The sequence below is a fragment of the Erythrobacter sp. JK5 genome (genome assembly GCF_018205975.1).
Lineage (GTDB): Bacteria > Pseudomonadota > Alphaproteobacteria > Sphingomonadales > Sphingomonadaceae > Erythrobacter.
Window position 1 is genome coordinate 1,644,129 of record NZ_CP073577.1, and the last position, 23,375, is coordinate 1,667,503.

At 64.3% G+C, this 23,375-nt stretch carries 16 protein-coding genes, 1 tRNA gene and 2 pseudogenes; 12 read left to right on the top strand and 7 right to left on the bottom strand.

Features of this window, described 5'->3' with window-relative positions:
• The first annotated feature begins 1 nt into the window (after nucleotide 1).
• A pseudogene (locus KDC96_RS08095) lies at nucleotides 2-1,212 on the top strand (NAD(P)/FAD-dependent oxidoreductase).
• A gap of 6 nt (nucleotides 1,213-1,218) precedes the next feature.
• On the opposite strand, the gene KDC96_RS08100 reads toward KDC96_RS08095, so the two are convergent.
• Complete coding sequence (locus KDC96_RS08100; protein ID WP_212452185.1) at nucleotides 1,219-2,766, bottom strand: phospholipase D-like domain-containing protein; 1,548 nt, start codon at nucleotides 2,764-2,766, stop codon at nucleotides 1,219-1,221.
• 326 nt (nucleotides 2,767-3,092) lie between these two features.
• On the opposite strand from KDC96_RS08100, the gene KDC96_RS08105 reads away from it, so the two are divergent.
• Together KDC96_RS08105 and KDC96_RS08110 are read left to right on the top strand one after the other, a co-directional pair.
• A complete protein-coding gene (locus KDC96_RS08105; RefSeq protein WP_249171980.1) occupies nucleotides 3,093-4,640 on the top strand; it encodes a wax ester/triacylglycerol synthase family O-acyltransferase in 1,548 nt (515 codons plus the stop codon).
• Entirely contained in the window at nucleotides 4,640-5,458 is an 819-nt protein-coding gene (locus KDC96_RS08110) for a triacylglycerol lipase (protein WP_212452187.1), read from the top strand. Before KDC96_RS08105 ends, KDC96_RS08110 begins: the two co-directional genes overlap by 1 nt.
• Nucleotides 5,459-5,688: 230 nt before the next feature.
• Here the strand turns inward: KDC96_RS08110 and KDC96_RS08115 are convergent, their stop codons facing one another.
• Both KDC96_RS08115 and KDC96_RS08120 read right to left on the bottom strand, forming a co-directional pair.
• Nucleotides 5,689-6,813 carry a hypothetical protein gene (locus KDC96_RS08115; protein ID WP_212452189.1) on the bottom strand — a complete coding sequence of 375 codons (1,125 nt, stop codon included), beginning with the start codon at nucleotides 6,811-6,813 and terminating at the stop codon, nucleotides 5,689-5,691.
• Nucleotides 6,717-8,813, bottom strand: coding sequence for a TonB-dependent receptor (locus KDC96_RS08120; protein WP_212452190.1), 2,097 nt, complete (start codon nucleotides 8,811-8,813; stop codon nucleotides 6,717-6,719). Before KDC96_RS08120 ends, KDC96_RS08115 begins: the two co-directional genes overlap by 97 nt.
• Nucleotides 8,814-9,031: 218 nt before the next feature.
• Here KDC96_RS08120 and infA point away from each other — a divergent pair, with 218 nt between their 5' ends.
• The 7 genes from infA (at nucleotide 9,032) to KDC96_RS08155 (ending at nucleotide 15,095) form a co-directional block, all read left to right on the top strand.
• The gene (gene infA / locus KDC96_RS08125; RefSeq protein WP_212452193.1) at nucleotides 9,032-9,277 is read left to right on the top strand and encodes a translation initiation factor IF-1; all 246 of its coding nucleotides are present in this window, start codon (nucleotides 9,032-9,034) and stop codon (nucleotides 9,275-9,277) included.
• Nucleotides 9,278-9,296: 19 nt separating this feature from the next.
• Complete coding sequence (locus tag KDC96_RS08130) at nucleotides 9,297-9,869, top strand: nucleoside triphosphate pyrophosphatase (RefSeq protein ID WP_212452195.1); 573 nt, start codon at nucleotides 9,297-9,299, stop codon at nucleotides 9,867-9,869.
• Nucleotides 9,862-10,827, top strand: a complete 966-nt coding sequence (locus tag KDC96_RS08135) for a ribonuclease (protein WP_212452197.1) — start codon at nucleotides 9,862-9,864, stop codon at nucleotides 10,825-10,827. The genes KDC96_RS08130 and KDC96_RS08135 overlap by 8 nt, the downstream gene beginning before the upstream one ends.
• The gene (locus tag KDC96_RS08140) at nucleotides 10,824-11,012 is read left to right on the top strand and encodes a DNA gyrase inhibitor YacG (protein ID WP_212452198.1); all 189 of its coding nucleotides are present in this window, start codon (nucleotides 10,824-10,826) and stop codon (nucleotides 11,010-11,012) included. Before KDC96_RS08135 ends, KDC96_RS08140 begins: the two co-directional genes overlap by 4 nt.
• Before the next feature lie 104 nt (nucleotides 11,013-11,116).
• Nucleotides 11,117-11,192 (top strand) — tRNA-Phe (locus tag KDC96_RS08145).
• A 37-nt stretch (nucleotides 11,193-11,229) separates the two neighbouring features.
• Entirely contained in the window at nucleotides 11,230-12,033 is an 804-nt protein-coding gene (gene purC, locus KDC96_RS08150) for a phosphoribosylaminoimidazolesuccinocarboxamide synthase (protein WP_212452205.1), read from the top strand.
• A 140-nt stretch (nucleotides 12,034-12,173) separates the two neighbouring features.
• Complete coding sequence (locus tag KDC96_RS08155) at nucleotides 12,174-15,095, top strand: pitrilysin family protein (protein WP_212452206.1); 2,922 nt, start codon at nucleotides 12,174-12,176, stop codon at nucleotides 15,093-15,095.
• A gap of 126 nt (nucleotides 15,096-15,221) precedes the next feature.
• On the opposite strand, the gene KDC96_RS08160 is transcribed toward KDC96_RS08155, so the two are convergent.
• Nucleotides 15,222-17,438 carry a TonB-dependent receptor gene (locus KDC96_RS08160; protein WP_212452208.1) on the bottom strand — a complete coding sequence of 739 codons (2,217 nt, stop codon included), beginning with the start codon at nucleotides 17,436-17,438 and terminating at the stop codon, nucleotides 15,222-15,224.
• Nucleotides 17,439-17,707: 269 nt separating this feature from the next.
• Here KDC96_RS08160 and purS point away from each other — a divergent pair, with 269 nt between their 5' ends.
• Together purS and purQ are read left to right on the top strand one after the other, a co-directional pair.
• Nucleotides 17,708-17,959, top strand: a complete 252-nt coding sequence (gene purS / locus KDC96_RS08165) for a phosphoribosylformylglycinamidine synthase subunit PurS (RefSeq protein WP_212452217.1) — start codon at nucleotides 17,708-17,710, stop codon at nucleotides 17,957-17,959.
• Nucleotides 17,959-18,662: pseudogene (purQ, locus tag KDC96_RS08170) on the top strand (phosphoribosylformylglycinamidine synthase subunit PurQ). Before purS ends, purQ begins: the two are co-directional and overlap by 1 nt.
• Before the next feature lie 4 nt (nucleotides 18,663-18,666).
• Here purQ and KDC96_RS08175 read toward each other — a convergent pair.
• The 3 genes from KDC96_RS08175 to glmS all read right to left on the bottom strand — a co-directional run bounded on the left by KDC96_RS08175 (nucleotide 18,667) and on the right by glmS (nucleotide 23,309).
• Nucleotides 18,667-21,018, bottom strand: coding sequence for a bifunctional diguanylate cyclase/phosphodiesterase (locus KDC96_RS08175; RefSeq protein WP_249171981.1), 2,352 nt, complete (start codon nucleotides 21,016-21,018; stop codon nucleotides 18,667-18,669).
• Nucleotides 21,019-21,099: 81 nt separating this feature from the next.
• Nucleotides 21,100-21,489, bottom strand: coding sequence for a GFA family protein (locus tag KDC96_RS08180; RefSeq protein ID WP_249171982.1), 390 nt, complete (start codon nucleotides 21,487-21,489; stop codon nucleotides 21,100-21,102).
• The gene (glmS, locus tag KDC96_RS08185; RefSeq protein ID WP_212452223.1) at nucleotides 21,486-23,309 is read right to left on the bottom strand and encodes a glutamine--fructose-6-phosphate transaminase (isomerizing); all 1,824 of its coding nucleotides are present in this window, start codon (nucleotides 23,307-23,309) and stop codon (nucleotides 21,486-21,488) included. Before glmS ends, KDC96_RS08180 begins: the two co-directional genes overlap by 4 nt.
• Nucleotides 23,310-23,375: the final 66 nt, after the last annotated feature.

Consider the following 23,375-nt stretch of genomic DNA (forward strand, 5'->3'; position numbering starts at 1 on the left):
AATGCGCGGCAGGGCGACTATCGGCAGACGCGTGAAAAGCTACGATGTCGTGATCCTGGGTGCAGGCGCCGCCGGGCTGATGTGCGCCGCGATCGCGGGACAGCGCGGATTGCGCGTCGTCGTGCTCGAAAAGGCCGACCGGCCGGGCAAGAAGATCCTGATCTCGGGCGGCGGGCGCTGCAATTTCACCAACCTGCATGCAGGGCCGGAAAGCTTTCTTTCGGCGAACCCGCATTTCGCCAAGTCGGCGCTGGCGCGCTACACCCCGCCGATTTCGTCGCGCTGGTCGACAAGCACGGAATCGACTGGCACGAAAAGACGCTCGGCCAGCTGTTCTGCGACGGATCGGCGCGGCAGATCGTGCAGATGCTGCTCGATGAATGTCCGGACTCGGTCGAGGTCGTGTGCGATGCCGATGTCGGCGCGGTGGTGCACGAAGGCGGGATGTTCGCAGTTTCCGCCAGCGGCGAAAGCTATTGCGCCCCGGCGCTGGTCATCGCCACCGGCGGCCCCTCGATCCCCAAGATGGGAGCAACCGGCTTCGCCTACGACCTGGCACGGCAGTTCGGGCTCAAGGTGGTCGAACCGCGCCCGGCGCTCGTGCCGCTCACGCTCGGCGGAGACGACGTGCTGTTCCGCGAGCTCTCCGGGGTCTCCGCACCGGTGCGCGCGCGGGCGGGCGGCAGCGAATTCGCCGAAGCGGCGCTGTTCACGCACAAGGGCCTGTCGGGCCCCGCGATCCTGCAGATCTCGTCCTACTGGCGGCATGGCGAGCCGATCGGAATCGGCTTTGTCCCGCAGGCGGAGCAGGACTGGCTGCTGGCACTCAAGCGCGACCACCCGCGCGCTACCGTGCGCGGCGCATTGCGCGAACACCTGCCCGATCGGCTCGCCGATGCGCTGGCCGAACGGCTCGGGATCGGGCGCGAACTGGGCAATGTGTCCGACAAGGATCTGCGCGCTGCGGGGGAGCGGCTGGCCGATTGGCGGTTCTCTCCCACCGGCACCGAGGGCTTTGCCAAGGCCGAAGTCACGATCGGCGGGGTCTCCACCGCGGAACTCTCGTCGCAGACGATGGAGGCCAGGAAAGTCCCCGGGCTCTACGCGATCGGCGAAGCGGTCGACGTTACCGGCTGGCTCGGCGGGTACAATTTCCAGTGGGCCTGGGCGAGCGGGGTCGCGGCCGGAAAGGCATTGGCCGCGACCCGCTGAGACGCCTCACGTCTTGGGATCGGTCGGCGCTACCCCGGCGGCCCACAGCGGATTCCAGTAATCGGTGATGAACTGCTGTGTCGCAGCCCGATCGGCGATCACATAACCGTGTTCCTGCAGGAAGCCGGGATAGATGTTGTCCGACCCGACGAAGAACGCGCTGTCGTCTACGATCCAGATCTTGGCGTGGTTGTATTCGTAGCTCGGCACCTGGCGGACGGTGAGCAGCTTCGAATCCGACCCCAGTCGCTCGGCGATTACCTTGCGCAGATTGTTGCCGCCCATGTCGTCCTGATATCCGCTCGCGCCGGTCTCGAACGATGACAGGATGATGTCGACCGTGACGCCATTCTTCAGGGCATTGGCTACGTCGTCGAGGAAATTGCCCGGCCAAATCACGAATCCGGCGCGCGAAACGGTGTCGGTATCGGCGATCTTCTGCTGCGAGATGCGCAGGTTTCCGCCGGGTTTGACCTGGCTTAGCGCCACGTGCCGTGCGGTGCTGCTCGCCTGCTGCGCCTTCGCCACCCCCGGGTCGAAATGTGAAAACGGAAACCACAGCGGTATGTTGGGCGTGCTGGCGTACCGGCCGTTGACCTTCACCTGTTCGTAGAGGCGCGCATAGCCGTATTCGAGCGCCAGCGCGCTCTGATCGGCCAGCGTCCACAGGCCGAGATTGCCGACCGCGAGCACCGGCAGCGATCCGGTCGCGGGAGGCGGGGTGATGCCCGAACCGGAGAAATAGGGGATCGCCGCAGACCCGAACGCGGAATCGCCGAGCTTGAGCGATCTGAATTCGGAGGTGCCGCCCACATCGACCTGCTTCCACAGATAGTCGGCCCAGGCCTGCGAGGAGGCTGCGGCCTCGCCTACCACCTTGATCGCGGCGTCGTAGAGGTTCGCGTTGCTGCCGGTCGACAGGTAATCGTTCCAGTAGTTCATCCCGCCGACCATCCCGCAGGCCCCATCGACCGCGAGGATCTTGGAATGGTTCCACGATCCGGGAAGCTTCTTGATCCCGTCGGCCCACGGCACGTTGAGATTGCCGATCCAGCAGGTGAGGTTGCCGAGGCCGCTCTGTCCGCTGGTCTTGCCGAGCAGGATGTTGGCGAAATCGAATGGCAGCGGGCTGCCATCGTTGGGCAGGCCCTCGAGGAACCGCACCGTAATCGGCGCGCTCGAGGCCTTGGCGAGCGCGACCAGCGCGTCGGCAATATCCTGCTCGAACTGGTCGTTGGCGCGCCCCGCGTCCAGCCCGAGATGCGCGATATCGATGAAATGCGGCGCGGCCGGCGCGCTGGCGGCGAACTGAGTCAGGATCCCGGAAAAGGCGTTCCAGAATTCGGACTGCGACTGGTTGGGCTTGTTCTGGATCAGGTAATCCGGCGGCAGCGTATTCCCCGTGGTGCTGTGGTAGCTGTGCCCTTCGAGCGTAGCGTCGGATCCGCGCAGCACCGCAAGGATCGATTGCAGGATCGCCGCGCTGGGAGAAGCCGCTGCCGCAATTTCGTCGGCAAGTCTGGGCAGGCATTCGAGATTGGCTCCGTCATCCATGATAACCTCCATCGGATCGTGACATTAGCAAAGTAATTCACGCTCGATTATGGTTATCGAATCTGGATGCAGCCCGCTCTTATCGGCGCGATGACTTGAACATGCCCGAATAATTGATCCCTGTCTATTCCAGGTCTATTTAAGAATGTCCCGTTGCACTGCGATCCGGGACAAGTGCGCAAGAAAATTGCGCAATACCTTCCCCAAGGGCAAGTGCTGCCGTGTGCGTGAGGTTGTCTTGTAAAGAATTTGTGCTTACCCTTGCACCCAGAGCCCGAAAACGGGTCGAAACCGGCGTTGTTCGCGTCGGCCTGCAGGAGAAACCCTTGCGTCAGCTGCAAGGCATGGATTCCTCGTTCGTAGCGCTGGAATCGCCCAACTCGCCGATGCATATCGGCAGCGTATTGATCTACAATCCGGCCACCGCGCCTGGAGGGTTCGTCCGTTTCAAGGACATTTTGAGCTTCATCGAAAGCCGCATGCAGCTGTCGCGCACCATGCGCCAGCGGCTGGTGCGCGTCCCGTTCGATCTCGATTATCCCTACTGGATCGAGGATCCCGATTTCGACCTCGAATACCATGTCCGCCACGTCGCATTGCCCAAGCCGGGCGACTGGCGACAGCTGTGCATCCAGGCTGCACGCATCCATGCGCGCCCACTCGACCTCGACCGCCCGCCGTGGGAGTTTACGGTGATCGAGGGACTCGACAATGTCCGCGACTACCCACCGGGTTGCTTCGCCTTCGTGACCAAGGTGCACCACGCCGCGATCGACGGGATGAGCGGCATCGATCTGATGGAGGCACTCCATACCGTCACGCCGGATGCCGAACCGCCGAAGCAGCCCGATACCTGGAAGCCCGAGAAGATTCCGGGTCCGGTCGAACTGCTCGGCAAGTCCTATTTCAACGCGATCCTCAACCCCATGAAACAGGCGCAGGTCGCGGCGCAGGCGCTGCCGGGCGTGGCGAGCGCAATCAAGGGCCTGATCGCGCGCGATTTCAGGCTAAGCACCGACATGGTGCCACCGCGCACGCGCTTCAATCGTTCGATCTCGCCGCACCGCGTGGTCGAGGGGCGCAGTTTCAACCTCGAGGAATTCAAGTCGATCCGCGCACTCTTGCCTGATGCCAAGGTCAACGACGTTGCGATCGCGGTTATAGGCGGGGCGCTGAACAAGTATCTGACCGCGAAGGGCGACCTGCCCAAATCGACCATGACGGCTATGGCGCCGATCTCGGTCCGTGCGAAAGACGAGAAAGGCGACATGGGCAACCAGGTCGCGGCGATGATCGCTCCGCTTGGCACGCATATCGCAGACCCCAAGGATCGGCTGGAATACGTGTTCAACCAGACCAGCAATTCCAAGGCGATGACCAACGCTCTGGGTGCGCGGACGATGACCGAGGTGAGCAAGGTCAACCCGCTGCTTTACATGGCGCTGGGGGCGCAGCTGTTCAGCCGGGTCAGCATCGCGCACAAGCTCGCCATGCCGTTCAACACGGTCGTCACCAACGTGCCCGGCCCGCCGGTGCACATCTATTCCTCGGGTGCGCGGATGGAGAGCATGGCGCTCTCGCTGATCTGCCTGACCGACGGGCTGGGCCTGGCTCACGTGGTGCAGTCCTATGTCGACGAGGCGTATCTGAGCTTCACCGCCTGCCGCGACATCATGCCCGATCCGGAATTCTACTCGCAGTGCCTGCAGGACAGCTTCGACGAGATGCTGGCAGCGGCCAACAAGGCCGCCAAACCCGCGAAACGCACTGCGAGGGCCGCCAAACCAACGACCAAAAGCAAGACGCCCGCCAAGAAGGGTCGCACAACACGTCCGCGCGCAAAGAGTGCGCAGCGCAAGGGGGAAAAAGTATAATGGCGAGCATTCCAGCCGATTTCATGGACGAAAAGGCGCCGCGCGCACCGCGTCCGCCCAACCGCATCTGGACCTTTGCCGAAGGGCGTGCGTTCTTCGAACTCGGAGCGCTCTATGCTTCGATGCCGATGCTGTCCTCGACCCTGCCCAAGGGCGACGGGCATACTGTCATCACCATGCCGGGCTTCATGGCTTCGAACAGTTCGACCGTGCCGATGCGGCGGCTGCTGTCGCGGCTGGGCTACGATGCGCTCGGTTGGGAAAGCGGGCGCAACGTCCGGGTCAACGAAGCGCTGATCGGGCGGCTCGAGCGGCAGTTGAAGGACGCCAACGACGCGAGCGGTCGCAAAGTCTCGCTGGTCGGCTGGAGCCTCGGCGGCGTGCTCGCACGCGAACTGGCCAAGCTGCATCCTGACCGGGTGCGGCTCGTGGTTTCACTCGGCAGCCCGATCTCCGACGATCGCAACCACACCAACGCTGCGCGGCTGTTCCAGTTCTTCAACGGTGACGAGCCGGAAAAGATTCGCGGTGGGCAGTTTACCGGCCTCGACATCGCGCCACCGGTGCCGACCACGTCGATCCTGACCAAGACCGACGGCGTCGTCCACTGGCGCGGCAGCGTGCAGTGTCCGAAAAAGACCAGCAGCAAACACCCGACCGAGAATATCCAGGTCTACGCCAGCCATTGCGGGCTTGGCGTGAACCCGTCGGTCATGATCGCGCTCGCTGATCGATTGGCGCAGCCGGAGGACGAATGGATGCCGTTCGAGGCCCATCCCCGCCACGCGTGGATGTTTCCCAAACTCAGTTTGAACTGAGTTTGGGGTGCTTCTGTTTCGCCCCCAAGCGCCGGGCGCGGGCCATCCGGCCCGCTCGGCTTTCGCGCCATAAGGCGCGACGGGCGGTCGGCCTGGCGGTCACCTTCTGACCGATCTGTCGCAAACAAGAAACGGCGGCGCTAGACGCCGCAAGGGCGACCGCCCGCACGCAGCGACGCGCCCGCAGGGCGTGTGAGCGAGGAAATCGCAGCCGGGATGGGCTGCGCCAATCAAAAAAGCTTGCGGATATCCACGCCGATGAACCGGCCGACCGGGTCGATCAGGAATGGCTGGTAATTGAGCGGGGTCTCGCCGTTGACGTCGGTCACCTGTCGGCGCGCATCGAAGATGTTATCCGCACGCAGCGATATGCGGACGTTCTCGAGCAGCCCCTCGTTCTTCCCGACCAGCTGGCCGATCTCGCCGAACAGCCGCAGATCGAAGGTCGCAAGGTCATCGAAGATCAGGTCGCTGCTGCCGGGCAGGCCCGACCCGTTGAGCCGGGTTTCGCCGGTGTATCGCCCGGACAGCCGCATCCCGATGCCGTTGCCGAATATGCCCGCTTCGAGCCGGCTCGAATGACGCGGAAGTCCGAATGCGCCGGTGCCATCGCCGTCGAGCTGGTCGAGCACCGCCACACCGGGCGCGATCAGGATCTCGTTGTCGAGCTCGATCGTGTGGTTGAGCGAGACGAAATACCGCCAGCCGCGGAAATTGCGGCGCTGTAGCGGATTGAACGCCGGGCCTCCGCCCCCCTGTGCGGCGCCCTCCCCTTGCGGCGGTCCGCTGGCACAGAACTGCGAGCGGAAACGCTCGAGCGCCTCGTCGGGGATGTTGCCGTCTGCGTCGCGCGCCTGGTCGAGCCCGAGCTTGATGAACTGCGGATCGACCCCGGGAAATTCGGCCGAAATATCCTCCCCGCGCTCGATCTTGCCGATCAGTTCGCGGATCGCAGCAATGCCGTCTTCTCCGCACGCGCGCTCTCGGAAAGCCGCCGACGCCGCCGCTGCCGGGCCGCGAGGAACGTCACCGCCGGGGGGCGTACCGGCGGTTTGGGTCGGAGGCCCGCCCTCGCCGCCGCGCCGTCCTTCGAATGCGCCGGGGTCGAAGCTGCACAACCGCTCGCGGAACTGCGCGATCCGGGCCTCGCTGATTGTGCCGTCTTCGCCGCGTACGCGGTCGAGGATGCGCTGCAGGCGTTCGGGATCGAATCCGGGCAGATCGGCGGAAACATCCTCGCCATTCTCGAGCGCGCGCATCAGCCGGATCGCGAATTCGAGCCCGTCATCGGCGCATAGCCGCTCGCGGAAGGCCATGAACTGCTGCCGCTGTTCGGGCGTCGGCGGACCGCCCACGCCGTCGGGCCTTCCGCGACCGGGAGCATCCCCCCACCGCGTGGGGGGCCACCTCGGCCGCTCCGTTCCTCGCCCTCCTCGCGGCCGCCACCGATGCTGCCGCGCGTGAACAGGCTGAATTGCAACCGGTTGGCGCGGGTTTCGGCAAAGGTCACGAACCGGCGATCGACCGCAGTCAACGTTCCGCCTGCATCGCGGGTGATCCGGCCCGGGAACGCCGCCTCGATTTCGGGCGTGATGATCGGGAAGCCGCGCGTCACGTCGTCCGAGCGGTTGCGGACATATTCGATCGTGAAGCGGGTGTTGTCGACGAACGGCAATTCCCAGTTGAGCGCGAATTTCCAGTCGCGCTGGGTCTCAGCCCGCAGGTCGGGATTGCCGCCCGTCGTGACCGTGGCCAGCACGGTTTCGCCGTTGGTAAAATCGAACACCGGAACGTTGAAGAACTGCACCTCCGGATTGCCCAGCGTATCGAGCGCGGGTGCGACTTCGCGGACGATATAGCTGGCCGACAGATCCAGCCTGTCGGTCACGCCCCAGGTAAGCCCGAGCGTGTAGTCGCCCAGCGTCCCGAAGTCGGAAAGGTGGTTGAGACCGACCTGCGCGTTGAGCGTGAAACTGCCCAGCGCATCGGCGAAACCGTTGCGCCGGCTAGTGATCGGGAGGACGAGGTTCGCCCCGGTCGAAAGGTCCCCCCGGGTCAGATCGGTGCCTAGCGGATTGCGGGTGTCGGATCCGTCGAGATTGGTCCACTCGTAACCGAGATCGAATGTCGCCAGCAACTCGCCGCCGGGTAGCTGTGCGATCGGCCCGCGCAGGGTGGTCAGCGTGCTTGCGTTGATGCTGCGCGTCGCAGCGAGGTCGAAACCGGCATCAAATGCGCGCGGCAGTGCCGCGTCGAGCGCCAGCCGTCCCGCGAACGCATCCGCCTGCAATGCGGTCGTATCGAACCGGCGATCGATCTCGGTCTCGCTTTCGGACAGGCTGGCGTCGAACGTCGTGGTGAGCCGAAACGCGTTGATCGGTTTGGTCAGCGAACCTGCAGTCGAGAAAGTGTCGGAACCGGTGCGCTGTTCGAGCGGACTGTCTGCGCCGAACGTCCGCAGCGCGCTGTCGCCACCGCTATCGGTCAGCACCACCGTGTTGAGCCCGCGCAACGAACGCGAATCGCCGCGCGTGTAGCTGGCATTGGCCGAAAGCGAGATTCCGCTGTCGATGATCGCCTTCGCCCAGCTGATATTGCCTGTCAGCGAGCGGCTGTCGGCGACTAGGCTGCGGAACGCGGCCTGATCGGGGTCGGTGGCGATGTCCGACACCGAGCCCGGCGTCTGGATGATGTCGCGCTCGGGCTCGGTCAGCGCCGAGCTGTCGTTGGCTTCGAAGTTGACGTTGATCCGTCCGCCATCGGCGATCTGGAGGAACCCGATTTCCTGCTCGCGCTGGTGATATCCGCCGCGCGAGGGGCCTTCGAATTCAAATTCCACCTCGGCATTGCGGTAGTTTTCCTTGAGGATCAGGTTGATGACCCGGCGATCGGGCGGAAAGCCGAACCGCTGCGCTACTTCCTCGGGAAATACCTCGACCCGCGCCAGCGCCTCGGGCGGGTAATTGGCGAATTCGCGAAACGAGCCGATGCGGATACCGTTGATCAGCAGCACCGGTTGGCCGCCGCCACCGCGACCGCGCGCTGAGCCGGTCTGGTTGGTGATCTGGGTGATGAGGTCGGCGATCGAGGTCACACCCTCTGCGGCGATATCCTGTTCTCCCAGTTCGAGGATCGGTGCCTGCTCGACATCGAGCTGCCCCGCCAGCCGTTCCGCCCGCACCACGATCTCGCCGCTGCCGGCGCCAAGTTCGTTGGGCCGCTCATCAGGTCGCGCGGTCTCGGCCGGCGGATCCTGCGGCGGCGATTGCGGCTGGGCCCACGCGGGCGATGCTGCCAGCGCGGCCAGACAGGCGCCAGCACACAGGCGGGTTCGGATGGTCGATCTGGACGTCATGGAACCCTATTGATCGCGAAGGGGAGAGGAACAAGGACTTGAATTGTACCGAATTGCACCGATCTATACGGGACCGGCTGCTGTTGGGATGAACAGCCAGGCCGAATCGGTGCGTTGGAGCGTTAACGCACGAGGCTTCCCTTTTGTTCTCGCCATCGCTAAATGCCGCGCGGTGATCGGCGGGCGTTGTGTCCGCTGCAACAGGAATCAGGAATTACATGGCCAAAGAAGAACTCCTCGAAATGCGCGGGCGCGTCGTCGAGCTGCTGCCCAATGCGATGTTCCGGGTTGAGCTTGACAACGGCCATGAAGTGCTGGGCCACACCGCGGGCAAGATGCGCAAGAACCGCATCCGCGTGCTGGTGGGCGACGAGGTGCAGTGCGAACTGACGCCTTACGATCTCACCAAGGCGCGCATTACCTATCGCTTCATGCCGGGTCGCGGCGGTCCGCCAGGATCCTGAGCATTTCCTCGCTGCGCCGATGAGCGCACCTCACCTCACCCTCGCATCCGCTTCGCCGCGTCGGCGTGAACTGCTCGCACGGCTCGGGATCGAACCCGATGCGGTCGAGCCCGCCGATATCGACGAATCCCCGCTCAAGGGCGAGCGCCCGCGCGACTACGCGCTGCGGATGGGTCTGGAAAAGGCCGCTGCAGCGGATGCTCGGGGATTCGTGCTGGCGGGCGACACCGTGGTCGCCGCCGGGCGCCGCATCCTGCCCAAGACGGAAAGCGCGGAGGAGGCGCGGCGGTGTCTCGAACTGCTTTCGGGGCGGCGGCACACTGTCTTTTCCAGCGTGGTGCTGCGCGCGCCAGACGGGACCGCGCGTTCGCGCCTCCAGGAAAGCACGGTGCGGTTCAAATCGCTCTCGAACGAGGAAATTGACGCCTATCTCGATGGTGGCGAATGGCGCGGCAAGGCCGGTGGCTACGCGATCCAGGGCAGCGCCGAAGGCCTGGTCCAGTGGATCAAGGGCAGCCATTCAGGCATCATGGGCCTGCCGCTCTACGAGACACGTGCGCTGCTGAAAGCGGCGGGTTTCGCCCTTGGCTGAGTGGCTCATCGAGGAAGGAATCGGCGAACGGCGCGCGCTGCTGGCTGAAGGCGATCGGGTTCTCGCCGCGAAACTGTGCTGGCCGGGCGAATTGCTGGCAGGCACCCGCCATGCGGCGCGGCTGATTTCGAAGCCCACCGGCGCCCGGCGCGGCATCGCCGCCCTCGAAAACGGCATGGAAGTGCTGGTCGATCACCTGCCGGCGGACCTGACCGAAGGCAGCGCCTTCGAATTGCGCGTTTCGCGCGCAGTGATCGCGGAGCGCGGGCGCTTCAAGCAGGCGCAGGGGCGCTATGTCCCCGCAGCCGAGGCAAAACCATCCCCCGATGCTGTGCCCTTTGCACCGGGCGCGACCGCGAAACAGTTTCCGGCCGGCTGGTGGGAAGAAATCTGGCATGCCGCATCCAGTGGAACCATGGCCTTCGCGGGTGGCGAAATCCTGTGCAGCGTCACTCCCGCCATGACCGTGATCGACATCGATGGCGACCTGCCACCGCGCGAACTCGCGATCTCGGCGATGCCGGCTGTCGGGCAAGCCCTGCGCCAATTCGGGATCGGCGGGAATATCGGCATCGATTTCCCCACCATCCAATCCAGATCGGAGCGCCAGACGGTTGACAAGGCGCTCGCCGAAGAACTTCGCGGCTGGCCGCACGAGCGCACCGCGATGAACGGCTTCGGTTTTGTCCAGCTCGTCGCCCAGCTCGATGGGCCTTCGCTGCTGCACCGCTTCGCCAGTTCGCGCACGGGGATGTGCGCCCGCCATGCCTTGCGCGTGGCCGAACGCGCCGAAGGCACCGGGCCGATCCTGCTGCTCACCGTCCACCCCGCGCTCAAGTCCAGGCTCAAGCCCGAATGGCTCGATGAACTCGCCCGCCGCACCGGGCGGCAGGTGCGGATCGAAACCGATCCCGGACTTGCACTCGAAGCGCCCAGCGCCCAGATTCTCTCCGCATGACTTCGCCAGCTTCCAAACCCTGCCCGATCTGCAGAAGGCCCCGGACCGAGGATTTCAGCCCGTTCTGCTCGCAGCGGTGCAAGGATCGCGATCTCGCGCGATGGTTCGGCGATGGCTATGCCGTGCCGGGTCGTCCGGCGAGCCCGGACGAAATCGCGAGCTCGGATTGGGGCGAGCAGGATTAGGGCTGGCGGGACTGATTTGCTCTTGCCAAGCGCCGCCCCGTTCGCCATAGGCGCGCTCTCATTCGCTCGCCGACACGCATGTCGCTGTCGCCGCGGAGTAGCACGCCCAAGTAGCTCAGTTGGTAGAGCATACGACTGAAAATCGTAGTGTCGGTGGTTCGATCCCGCCCTTGGGCACCACTCCCTTTCGCGAATAGACCCTGGGGGAAACGCTAGCATGTCCCGTCGTCGCCAAATCTACGAAGGCAAGGCCAAGATCCTTTACGAGGGTCCCGAGCCCGGCACGCTGATCCAGTATTTCAAGGATGACGCCACCGCCTTCAACGCCCAGAAGAAGGGCACGATCAACGGCAAGGGCGTGATCAACAATCGCATCAGCGAACATGTGTTCACGCGCTTGGCGCACATCGGCATTCCGACGCACTTCATCCGCCGGCTCAACATGCGCGAGCAACTGGTGCGACAGGTCGAGATCATCCCGATCGAAGTGGTGGTGCGCAATGTCGCCGCCGGATCGATCAGCAAGCGGCTCGGCATCGAGGAAGGCGAACCGCTGCCCCACACGCTGATCGAATATTACTACAAGGACGATGCCTTGGGCGATCCGCTGGTTGCCGAGGAACATATCGCCTGCTTCCAGTGGGCGAGCCACGAGGAAATGCACGACATTTCCTCGATGGCGATCCGCATCAACGATTTCCTGTGCGGGATGTTCGCCGCGATCGATATCCGGCTGGTGGATTTCAAGCTCGAATTCGGACGACTCTACGATGGCGATTACAGCCGCGTAATCCTCGCCGACGAGATCAGCCCGGATGGCTGCCGGTTGTGGGACATGACCTCGGGCGAAAAGCTCGACAAGGACCGCTTCCGCCGCGATCTCGGCGGCGAAGAGGAGGCCTATCGCGAAGTCGCGCGGCGCCTCGGCCTGCTGCAGAAGGAGGATAGCGGCCCCGGCGAAGTGCTCGACCTGTCGAGCCACCGCTCACGCCTGCGCGGCGGACCGCCACCGAAGAAGTAACCCGGACGGCGTCAACACGGCCGGCTTTGTCGCCCGCATTCCCGATTTTTCGGGGTTTCGCACGCAATTTTCACCTGACACCCAGCATTCCTTCTCTAAGCTACTCGGCTTCAGGGGATGAAGAGGTCTTGCCCGAACACATGAAATCGACTGCACGCGCATTCGCTGCGGGGCTGCTGCTGGCCCTGCCCCATCTGGCCTTCGGCACACCGCTCGCGGCGCAGGAAACCGCCGATACGGTTGCGGCGGACGCGCCCGCCGAGCCGGTGTGGCCGTTCGAGGTCAGCGATGTCGAGGTCGATCGCGGTTACGTGTTCGGACGGCTCGACAATGGCATGCGCTATATCCTGCGCGAGAATGCCACGCCCGAGGGCACCGCGCTGGTGCGGATGCGGATCGATTCGGGTTCGCTCGACGAGACCGAGAGCGAACGCGGCCTGTCGCATTATCTTGAACACATGGCCTTCAACGGGTCCAGCGGCATTCCCGAAGGCGAAATGATCAAGCTGCTCGAACGCGAAGGGCTGGCGTTCGGGGCCGATACCAACGCGTCGACCGGGTTCGACGCGATAACCTACAAGCTCAACCTGCCGCGCAACGACGAAGCCTTGCTGGACACTGCGCTGATGCTGATGCGGGAGACCGCGAGCGAGCTCACCATCGCCGAGGACGCGGTCGAGCGCGAGCGCGGCGTGATCCTTGCCGAACGCCGCGACCGGCGCAATTTCGCACAGCGCGCGCGCGAGGACAGCTTCGCCTTCACCTCTCCCGATGCGCGCTACCCAGACCGGCTGCCGATCGGGACGCTCGACGTGCTCGAAAGCGCCGGAGCGGCCGAGTTGCGCGCGCTGTACCGACGCACCTACACCCCGGCGAACACGGTGCTGGTGGTGGTCGGGGATTTTCCGACCGCGCTGGTCGAAGCGAAAATCCGCGAACGATTCGGCGATTGGCAGGGCGGCCCGGCCCCCGCCGACCCCGTAACCGGCCCGATCGATATCGATCGCCAGGGGCTGACCGACATCTACCTCGACCCGGCGCTGTCCGAAAACGTCTCGATCTCGCGCTTCTCGCCGTGGCGCGACGAGCCCGACACGCTCGCCAATCGCGATGTTCAGGCGCTGCGCGGGATCGGCTACGCGATCGTCAACCGCCGCCTCGCCCGGCTCGCGCGCGGCGAAGATGCGCCGTTTCGCGGTGCCAGCTACGGCACTGGCGACGTCTTTGAAGACGCGCGGGTCACCGGCATTTCGATTTCGACGCCCGATGGCGAGTGGATGAAGGGCATGCTCGCCGCGGTGCGCGAGGTGAACGAGGCGCTGACTCACGGCTTCACCCAGGCCGAGATCGATGAGCAGCTCGCGAATTATCGCACGGCGCTCGAAAATGCGGTCAAGGCTGCGGATACTCGCGCCAATGCCGCCTATGTCGGCGAGGCGTTGAGCCTGGTGGCGAACGAACGCATCCCGACCGATCCCGCATTCCGGCTCGCCAATTTCGAGCGCCTCGCGGGGCTGGTCACACCGGAGAGCGTCCACCGTGCGCTGCGCGATCATGCTGCGCCACTGGGCAACCCGCTGATCCGGTTCCAGGGGCGCACCGCGCCGGAAGGCGGCGAGGAGGCGTTGCGCGCCGCTTTTGACGAAGCGATGGCGCTTCCGATCGCCGCCCCGGTCGATAACGGTCCGCTCGAATTCGCCTATTCCGATTTCGGCGTACCGGGCGAGATTGTTTCCGACACGGTCAACGAGCGGCTCGGCATTCGCATGCTGCGGTTCGCCAACGGCGTGCGGCTCAACCTCAAGCCGACCGAGATTCGCGAAGATCGCATCAGCTGGCGCATGTCGATCGATGGCGGCACCTTGCTCAACACCAGCGAGGACCCGCTCAAGACCGCGATGGTCGGCGCGCTCGGCAATGGCGGACTGGGGCGGCACAGCGTCGACGAATTGCAGACCGTGCTCGCCGGACGCAGCGTGGGCGTTCGGGTCGGCAGCAGCGCCGAATTCTTCACCTTCAGCGGCACCACCACCCCGCGCGATCTCGATCTGCAGATGCAGCTGCTCACCGCCTCGCTGACCGATCCGGGCTACCGCCGCGAAGGGGAGGAACGCTATCGCCGCAACATCGCTAATTTCTTCGCCAATCTCGATGCGACGCCGGGACGGGCGCTGAGCAATGCGCTGGGCGCGATCCTGTCGGACGGCGATCCCCGTTTCAGCCTGCAGGACGAAGACGCGTTTCTTGCGCGCGATTACGGGAAGCTGCGCGCGGATATCGGCGACCGGTTCGGTTCGGGCGCGATCGAGCTGGCGCTGGTGGGCGATTTCGATCCGGACGCGGCGATCGCAGCGGTTGCCGCCACGCTCGGCGCGCTGCCCGAACGCGAAGCCGAATTCCAGCGACGCGAAAAGGCCCGTCTCCGCAGCTTCACCGCGAACCGCGGCCTCACCACCCTGACCCACGGCGGCGAGGCCGATCAGGCGCTGGTGCGGCTGACCTGGCCGACCAACGACGACGACGACTTCGCCGAGGAGCTGAAACTCACGCTGCTGGCGCGGATCGTGCGGCTCGAGCTGACCGAGCGCCTGCGCGAAGAACTGGGGCAGGCCTATTCACCCTCAGCAGGGAGCAGCAGCAGCTCGGTCTATCCCGACTACGGGACTTTCCGGGTGCAGGCATCGGTCGATGTCACGCAGGTCGAGCCGACCCGCGCGGCGATCGTCGACCTGATCGAGGACCTGCGCACCAAGCCGATCGATCCCGACTTGATCGAGCGGGCGAGGAAGCCGATCCTCGAAAGCTACGACAACCTGCTGAAGGGCCTTGGCGGGTGGATGAGCCTGACCGGCCTTGCGCAGGAGAAACCACGGCGGATCGACCGCTATTTCGCCGCGCCCGACCTGCTCAAGAGCTTCACCCCCGAGGATGTGCAAGCGATGGCGGTGCAGTATCTCGATCCTGCGGCAGCGGTCGAAATCCACGTCCTGCCGGGTGAGAACGCCAAGCCTGCCGACGAGGATCCGAAATCGGAAGAGCCGGAAGACGAAATCGAAGAATAGCGCGCCGGATGGCGTGCGGAACAAGACAACAAGCAAACAAGGCTGGCGGGTCGCCTCCCGCCAGCCTCTTGATGCCACGCTGCCCGCCGGATGCCTGATCGGCAAGCCCCGCGGCAGAACCTTGGCTCAGTAATCGACCGAGAACGAAACGCCGATCACCCGCGGCTCGTTGACGAACGCCGTGTTGTTGTTGAAGTCGATTCCGCCGAGAATGTTGTCTTCATCGGTGATGTTGCGCGCGAACGCGGCGAGCTCCCACTGGCCGTCACCCCCCGAATATCCAATCCGCAGACCGCCTTCGATCCGGCTGCCGGCATTGTATTCGAGGCTTTCGTAGAGAAAGAAGTTGGTCTCGCCGAGGAACACCCAGTCGGTGAAGATGAAGAATTCGCCGCTGTTGCCGACCGGCAGACCGTACCGCGCGGTGAAATCGCCACTCCATTCGGGCGCGTTCGGGAACGGGTTGCCATCCACCAGCGCGAAACCGTTGGCATTGAACGGATCGGTCACGGTGCACTGTGCGCAGGTGCCGACCGCGAGCGTATTGTCCTTGATCTCGGTATCGTTGTAGGCAACGCCCAGCGTGACGAGGAAGTCCGGCGTGATCTGGAACGCGCTGTCGAGCTCGAAGCCCCATGCCTCGCCCTTGTTGGCGTTGATCAGCTGGACGAAGTTGCCACCGCCGCCGACCGCGGTGAACTGCGGATCGTCGACCGTGTAGTAGAACACCGCACCGTTGAGCCGCACGCGGCGATCGGCCAGCTCGCTCTTGAAGCCGATTTCGTAGGAATTGATCGTTTCCGACTGCGCGACCGATGGCGGCGCGAAGAACGCGACGTCGCGTCCCTGGATGGTTGGCCCACGGAACGCATTGGCGACCCTGGCGTAGACGCTGGTATCGTCCGACACGTCGGCGAACAGGCTGATGTCCCAGCTCAGCTGGTCGTCCTGCACGCTGACGGCCTGCCCCGGCCCGCCGATCACGACGAAGTCCTTCTCATCGTCGGTATAGCGCAGTCCTGCGGTCAGGCGCAGCGTGTCGGTCAGCTGGTAAGTGCCCTGTCCGAACGCCGCCCAGGCGACGTTCTTGTGATTGACCGTGGTCACGGGCGGGAAGGTGAAGCCTTCGGTCGTGACGTTGAAATTGCTGACGAAGATAAAGCCGCCGACCTGCCAGCTGAACGGACCGTCGGTGTTCGAGGCGAGGCGGGTTTCCTGAGTGAACTGCTCGAGGTCGATCGAGTCCTGCGTATCGGCCGGGAACGGAATGAAGCCTGGTCCCGAAACCGGCAGGAACGCCGCGCCGAAACCGCCGTCGATATCGCCCCGGCTCAACCCTTCGCTGGTGCTGTAATTGGTGATCGAGGTCAGCGTGGCGGCATCGAATTCGTGGCTGAAATTCAGCGTCGCGCCGAACTGCTGGTATTCCGCCGGGTTGCCGCCGCCGGCGTCGTAGAACACCACGTCGCGATCGTAATTGGCGTTGAGCTCGTTGCTGCCGGCGGTGAGCACGTTGGCGCGGAAGAAGGTTGAACTGCCGTCGAGATCGCGGAACTGGACCGAACCGAGGATGCGGGTGCGATCGTCGGGCGTGATCAGCAATTGCCCGCGAATGGCGAAATCGCTGAACCCGCCGAGCACGTCTTCCTCGCCGGTAAAGCCGTTGTCGATCCAGTCGCCGCGACGCTGGAACTGGGTCGCGACACGGAAGGCGACCGTATCTTCCACGATTCCGCCACCTACGGCACCGGCGAACGTGACCGTATCGAGCGATGCGAATGACAGGCTCGCCTGCACGTCGGTTTCGAAGCTCGGCTTTACCGTGTCGATCTTGACGATGCCCGCCGGGGTGTTGCGTCCGAACAGGGTGCCCTGCGGCCCGCGCAGCACCTCCACCCGCTCGATATCGAAGATCGGGAAGCTCTTGAGCGTGACGTTTTCGAGCACGACCTCGTCCATGATCACCGAAACCGGCTGCGACGCGGCGAGATCGAAGTCGGTGTTGCCGAGCCCACGGATATAGAACCGCGGAGCGACCCGGCCATTGGAGCTTTCGACATTGAGACCCGGCGCGGCTCCCGCAAGCACCGTGTTGTCGGCCCCGGCGCTGAACAGCGCGCCGACGCGCTGCTCGTTGAGGATCGCGGCGGAAACCGGCACGTCCTGCAGGTTTTCCTCGCGGCGGTTGGCGGTGACGATGATGGTCGGCAGCTCGCCAGCCTGGTCGGCGGTTTCGGTTTCGCCGTCCTGCGCGGCCGCAGGAGCGGCCAGGCCAAGCGCGGCTGCGGTAATGGCGGTCGAGCCGACAAGCGCGGCACGGATGGTGATGAGGCGATACGACATCGGAGAATTCCTCTTTCGAGTCGGAGGGTTGGATTGCGCCCTACCCGCTGGCAGAAATGCGCGCGTGTGGCGAGTTCGCTGGCGTCTACGGCGGGCAGAATCAGGCGACTCCCGCTCCGGATGTTGCAGAGAAACTACACTCATGGGCTGCGAACCGGCGGAGCGCGGCGGAGGCGGTCGACCGTGGGCAAGCCCGTCGCTGCAATTGCACCCTCGCCCGATCGCGCTATAGGCACGCGGGAACCCATCGCCGCGCAGGAAACACGCCCATGAAAGTCCGCATTCTCGTCCGTCTGAAGCCCGGCGTGCTCGATCCGCAGGGTCGCGCGGTGCACCACGCGCTCGAGGGACTCGGCTTCGACGGGGTCGAGGATGTCCGCGTCGGGCGGATGATCGAGCTCGACGTCGCCGAGGGCACCGGCGACGAAACGCTGCGCAAGATGTGCGAACAGCTGCTCGCCAACATGGTGATCGAGGATTACGCGATCGAACATCTCGACGGCGAAAAGGCGCCGGCCTGATGGCTTTCCCGTCGAACAGTTTCCGCGCCGGGGTCATCACCTTTCCCGGATCGAATTGCGATCGCGACATGGCGGTCGCGCTCGAAGCGGTGTCGGGCAAGCCCGCGATCCGGATCTGGCACGGCGATGCCGACCTCCCCGAGGGCCTCGATCTGATCGCCCTGCCCGGCGGCTTTTCCTATGGCGACTACCTGCGCTCGGGAGCGATGGCGGCGAAAAGCCCGATCCTGCGGGCGGTGGTCGCCGCAGCCGGGCGCGGCGTGCCGGTGCTCGGGGTGTGCAATGGCTTTCAGGTGCTGACCGAAAGCGGGTTGCTGCCCGGCGCGCTGATGCGCAACGCCAATCAGCGATTCATCTGCCGCACGGTGCCGCTCGATGTCGTCAACACCGGCTCGATCTTCACCCGCGGCTTCGCCGAAGGCCAGCGCATCCACATCCCGGTCGCACATCACGATGGCAATTACTTCGCCGACGACGCGACGCTCGACCGCATCGAAGGCGAAGGCCGGGTGGCATTCCGCTATGCCGAACCGTGCAACGGCTCGCGCCGCGACATCGCGGGCGTTCTCAACGCGGCGGGCAACGTGCTGGGCATGATGCCGCACCCCGAACGCGCGATCGAGCGCGCGGCGCATCCTTCGCTGGGGGAGCGGACGGACGCTTGCTGTTCGAAAACGTCGTGAGCGCGCTGGTCGACGCCTGACGGTCTAGGCGCGTTTCTGGTTGGACTCGGTAAACAGTCGCCGGGCGTCCTCGTCGGTCATGGGCCGCCCGAAATAGTAGCCCTGGATCTTGTCGCAGCCGAGACTGCGGATCAGTTCCGCCTCCTCGCTCGTTTCCACGCCTTCGGCGGTGGTTGTCATCCGCATCGCCTTGGCCATCGCCACCACCGCGTTGATGATCGCGAGACTTTCAGACGATTGCTGCGCCGCTCCCTGAACGAAGGTGCGGTCGACCTTGATGGTCGAAAAGCGCAGCTTGCGCAGGTAGCCGAGCGACGAATAGCCGGTGCCGAAGTCGTCCAGCGCAACCGAACAGCCCAACGCCATGATCCCTTCGAGCGCGCTGCTGGCGATGCTCGCATCCCGCAGAAAGATGCTTTCGGTGACTTCCACTTCGAGCCGATCCGGACGCAACCCGCTCTCGGCCAGCGCCTCGACGACGTCGGAGTTGAAATCGGGTTCGAGCAGCTGTTCAGGCGAAACGTTGACGTTGATCTTGATATGGTCGGGCCATTTGCGCGCTTCGAAACATGCCTTGCGCAGCACCCATTTGCCGATTGGCACGATCAGCCGGGTATCCTCGGCCAGCGGGATGAACTTGCCCGGACTGACGAAGCCGTGTTCCTCGCTGTTCCAGCGAACCAGCGCCTCAAAGCTGACGATGGCTTCGCTGCGCGCGTCGACCACCGGCTGATAATGCAGCACCATCTCTTCGCGGCTGAGTGCCTTGCGCAGCGAGACTTCGAGCTGGCGGCGCTCTTCGGCAGAAGCGTGCAGCACCGGTTCGAACTGGTAATGCTCGCCGCCGCCGACGTCCTTGGCCCGATACAGCGCGAGGTCGGCGTTGCGCATCAGTTCCTCGACCGTGCTGCCGTCGCGTGGGCCGATTGCCGAGCCGACGCTGGCCCCGACATACAGCGTGTGCTGATCGACCTGATATGGCTCGGTCAGCGTGTCGATAACGTCGAGCGCCACTTGCCGGACGGCGTCGGGGTTGCTGGCATCGCGGATCACGATCGCGAACTCGTCCCCGCCCAGCCGACCGCACAGCTGGTTTTCTCCCATCAACGCCTTGAGGCGCGCCGAAACCTGCGCCAGCAGCTTGTCGCCGGTCATATGGCCGAGCGAGTCGTTGACCGCTTTGAACCGGTCGAGATCGACCATCAGCAGCGCGCAGCGGCTGCGCCATTGCTGCGAAAAGCGCAAGGCCTCGCCCAACGCTTCGGTCAGCTGCAGCCGGTTGGGCAGGGACGTGAGCGTGTCGTACCGCGCCAGATAGGCGATCTTCTCGGTCGATTCGCGCTGCGCGGTCACGTCCGATCCGACACCGCGAAAGCCGGTGAACTTGCCCGTTTCGTCGCGGATCGGGGTGCCCGAAAGCTCCCACCAGCGTTCTTCGCCCCTGATCGAAACCTCCACCAGCAGGTTTGAGAAGTTCTCGCGGTTTTTCAGGCGTTCGGCGAGGTCGTGCAGGCTGGGCGGAAACTTGCCTTCTTCCCATTTCCTGCCGGCGATCAGTTCGAGCAGCGGGTGTCCCTCCGCTTCGGTCTGGCTCGATGCCAGCGCAAAGGCAAACCGCGGGCTGACGTTGCGCAGCCTCCGCAGCGGATCGACTTCCCACAGCCAGTCGGCCTCGTTCTCCTCGAATTCGCGCAGCAACAGCGAAACCACCTGGTCTTTTTCGGCCATCCCGCTCTCGGCAATTCGCACCGCGAGCTGGATGCGCGCAACCTCGATCGCTCCGAAGATCGACATCATCACGAACAGGGCAACCGCAACGGCCGCGATCGCAGAGTAATTGAGTGCAAGCACGGCGACGATCGAGGTGCCGAGAACCAGACAATAGGCGATGACGCCGAGCGGTGTCCCGGTCTGGAAGAATATCGCACCGGCCACGGTCACGGCGATGACAATCAGGATCGCGATCAGATCGCCCGGTGGGGCATAGGGCGCAAACAACCAAACCGGAACCGACCACAACAGCCCTGACATGAGCGGGGTGAGGGCTTGCTTCAGCCGTTCCTCGCGCGTGATCTTGCGATGATCGACATCGGCAAGCGAACGATCGAACGCGATGCCGCGGATCTGCACTGCGGCGAGCGCTGCCATCCACAAGATGAGCCACAGCAGCCAAATGTCTTCGAGGAAGATCTGCACCGCCAACAGCGAAAGTACCGCATTGCCATAAGCCCGGTGGAACGAGATTTTCGCGAGCGCTGCAAACTGGAGGCCACGCAGCCTGGTCCAGTCGACGTCGCCCCGGTCGCTGAGACCCAGGACAGCCGACAACGGCAGGTCGGACGCTTGCACCTGCAGGGAGGACGTTGTTTCGCTCACCCTTCGCAACTACCCGGCAAAGGTTATGGGGCGGTAAAGTATCCTCGGCCGGATGGTAAATTCCGATATAATTTCATTGACCTATCGATCGATGCCGGAAATCGCGCCTTCCCAGTTTTTACCGTCGAATTCAGTGATTTCCGGAGCCAGTCCGGTAGCGTCGTCGAGGCAGGCGAAGTGCACGCTCCAGCAATCGGGGTGTGAGCGCGGCTGATAGAAGCTCTTTATCCCGCAGAATCGGCAGAACAGATGCTCGGCCTGGCCGCTCCCGAAACGATACGATGTGATGGCATCCCGGCCCTGGATCAGGGTGAAGCGTTCGTGCGGTACGAACAGGTGCAGATAACCCGATGCCGAACAGATCGAACAATTGCAGCGCAGCATCTTCGGCCGGGGTTCGACATCGGCACGAAACCGCACCGCGCGGCAATGGCATCCGCCCTCGATCGTGACGAGCGCGGCCTCGCTCACTCCACCGTGACCGATTTCGCAAGGTTGCGCGGCTGGTCGACGTCGGTGCCCTTCACCACTGCGACATGGTAGGCGAGCAGTTGCACCGGGATGGCGTAGACCAGCGGAGCGATCAGCGGGTGCACCTTGGGCATCTCGATCGTGGCCATGCAGCCCTCGCCCGCCTCGGCGATCCCTTGTGCATCGGAAATCAGCACCACCTTGCCACCGCGCGCGCGCACCTCTTCCATGTTGGAAACGGTCTTTTCGAACAGCGGCCCCGAAGGCGCGATCACCACCACTGGAACCTCGTCGTCGATTAGCGCGATCGGCCCGTGTTTCATCTCGCCCGAAGCATATCCTTCGGCATGGATGTAACTGATTTCCTTAAGCTTCAATGCGCCTTCCAGCGCCAGCGGGAAATCCTGCCCGCGCCCCAGATACAACACGTCGCGCGCCGGTGCGATGAGGTGCGCCATCGCTGCGATGTCATCGTCATGCGCCAGTGCAGCGTTGAGCGCGGCGGGTGCTTCGAGCAGGTGTTTGACCACCTCCTTTTCCTCATCGCGCGACATCCGGCCCTTCTTCACCGCCATGTTGGCCGCAAGCGCCGCCAGCACTGCGAGCTGGCAGGTAAACGCCTTGGTCGAGGCCACCCCGATTTCCGGTCCCGCATGGGTGGGCAGCAGCAGATCGGCCTCGCGCGCCATCGAGCTGGTGGGCACATTGACGACAACCCCAATGGTCTGTCCCTCGGCCTTGCAATGGCGCAGGGCTGCGAGCGTATCGGCGGTTTCGCCCGATTGCGAAATGAACAGCGCCAGCCCGCCCTCCTCGAGCACCGGCTCGCGGTAACGGAATTCGGAGGCGACATCGATATCGACCGGCACGCGCGCAAATTGTTCGAACCAGTATTTGGCAACGAGCCCGGCGTAATATGAAGTCCCGCAGGCAACGATAGTCAGGCGCTTCACCCCCGACAGGTCGAAATCGAACTGCGGCAGCGCAACCGAATTGTCCTCGCGCCGCAGGTAGGAGGTCAGCGTCTGCGCCACCACGGTTGGCTGTTCGAAGATCTCCTTTTGCATGAAGTGGCGGTAATTGCCCTTCTCCACCGCCGCTGCCGAAGCGCCTGACGCCTGGATCGGGCGTTCGACCGGGTCGTTGTCGACATCGAAAATCTCGGCGCCTTCGCGCGTGATGACCACCCAGTCGCCTTCTTCGAGGTAGGATATGCGCTGAGTCAGCGGGGCCAGCGCCAGCGCATCGGAGCCAAGAAACATCTCCCCTTCGCCATACCCCACGACCAGCGGCGAGCCGAGCCGCGCACCAATCAGGAGATCGGGGCTTTGGCGAAAGGTGATGGCCAGCGAAAAGGCACCGCGCAGGCGCGGGAGCACGTCGGCAACCGCCTCTTGCGGAGACATGCCCTTTTCAATGCGCGAGGAAATGAGGTGCGCGGCGACTTCGGTGTCGGTTTCGCTCTGATAGGTGCGGCCTTCACCCTTCAGCTCGTCACGCAGCGCCTTGTAATTCTCGATGATCCCGTTGTGGACCAGCGCCAGTTCCTCGGTCGCGTGGGGGTGTGCGTTTGCCGCGGTCGGTGCGCCATGCGTGGCCCAGCGGGTGTGGGCGATGCCGACATTGCCGGGGGCGGGTTCGCGCTCAAGCACTCCGACCAGATTGATGAGCTTGCCTTCGGCCCGGCGGCGGATCATCTCACCGTTGTGCTGGGTGCAGACCCCGGCGCTGTCATAACCGCGATACTCCATCCGCCGCAGGCCATCTACCAGCCGGTCTGCAACCGGCTGCGAACTCACGATCCCGATAATGCCGCACATACGCGTCCGTTGCCCCTGTTTGTGCCCGTGCGCGAGGCGCTTAGGGCCGGTTGGGTGAATATAGCA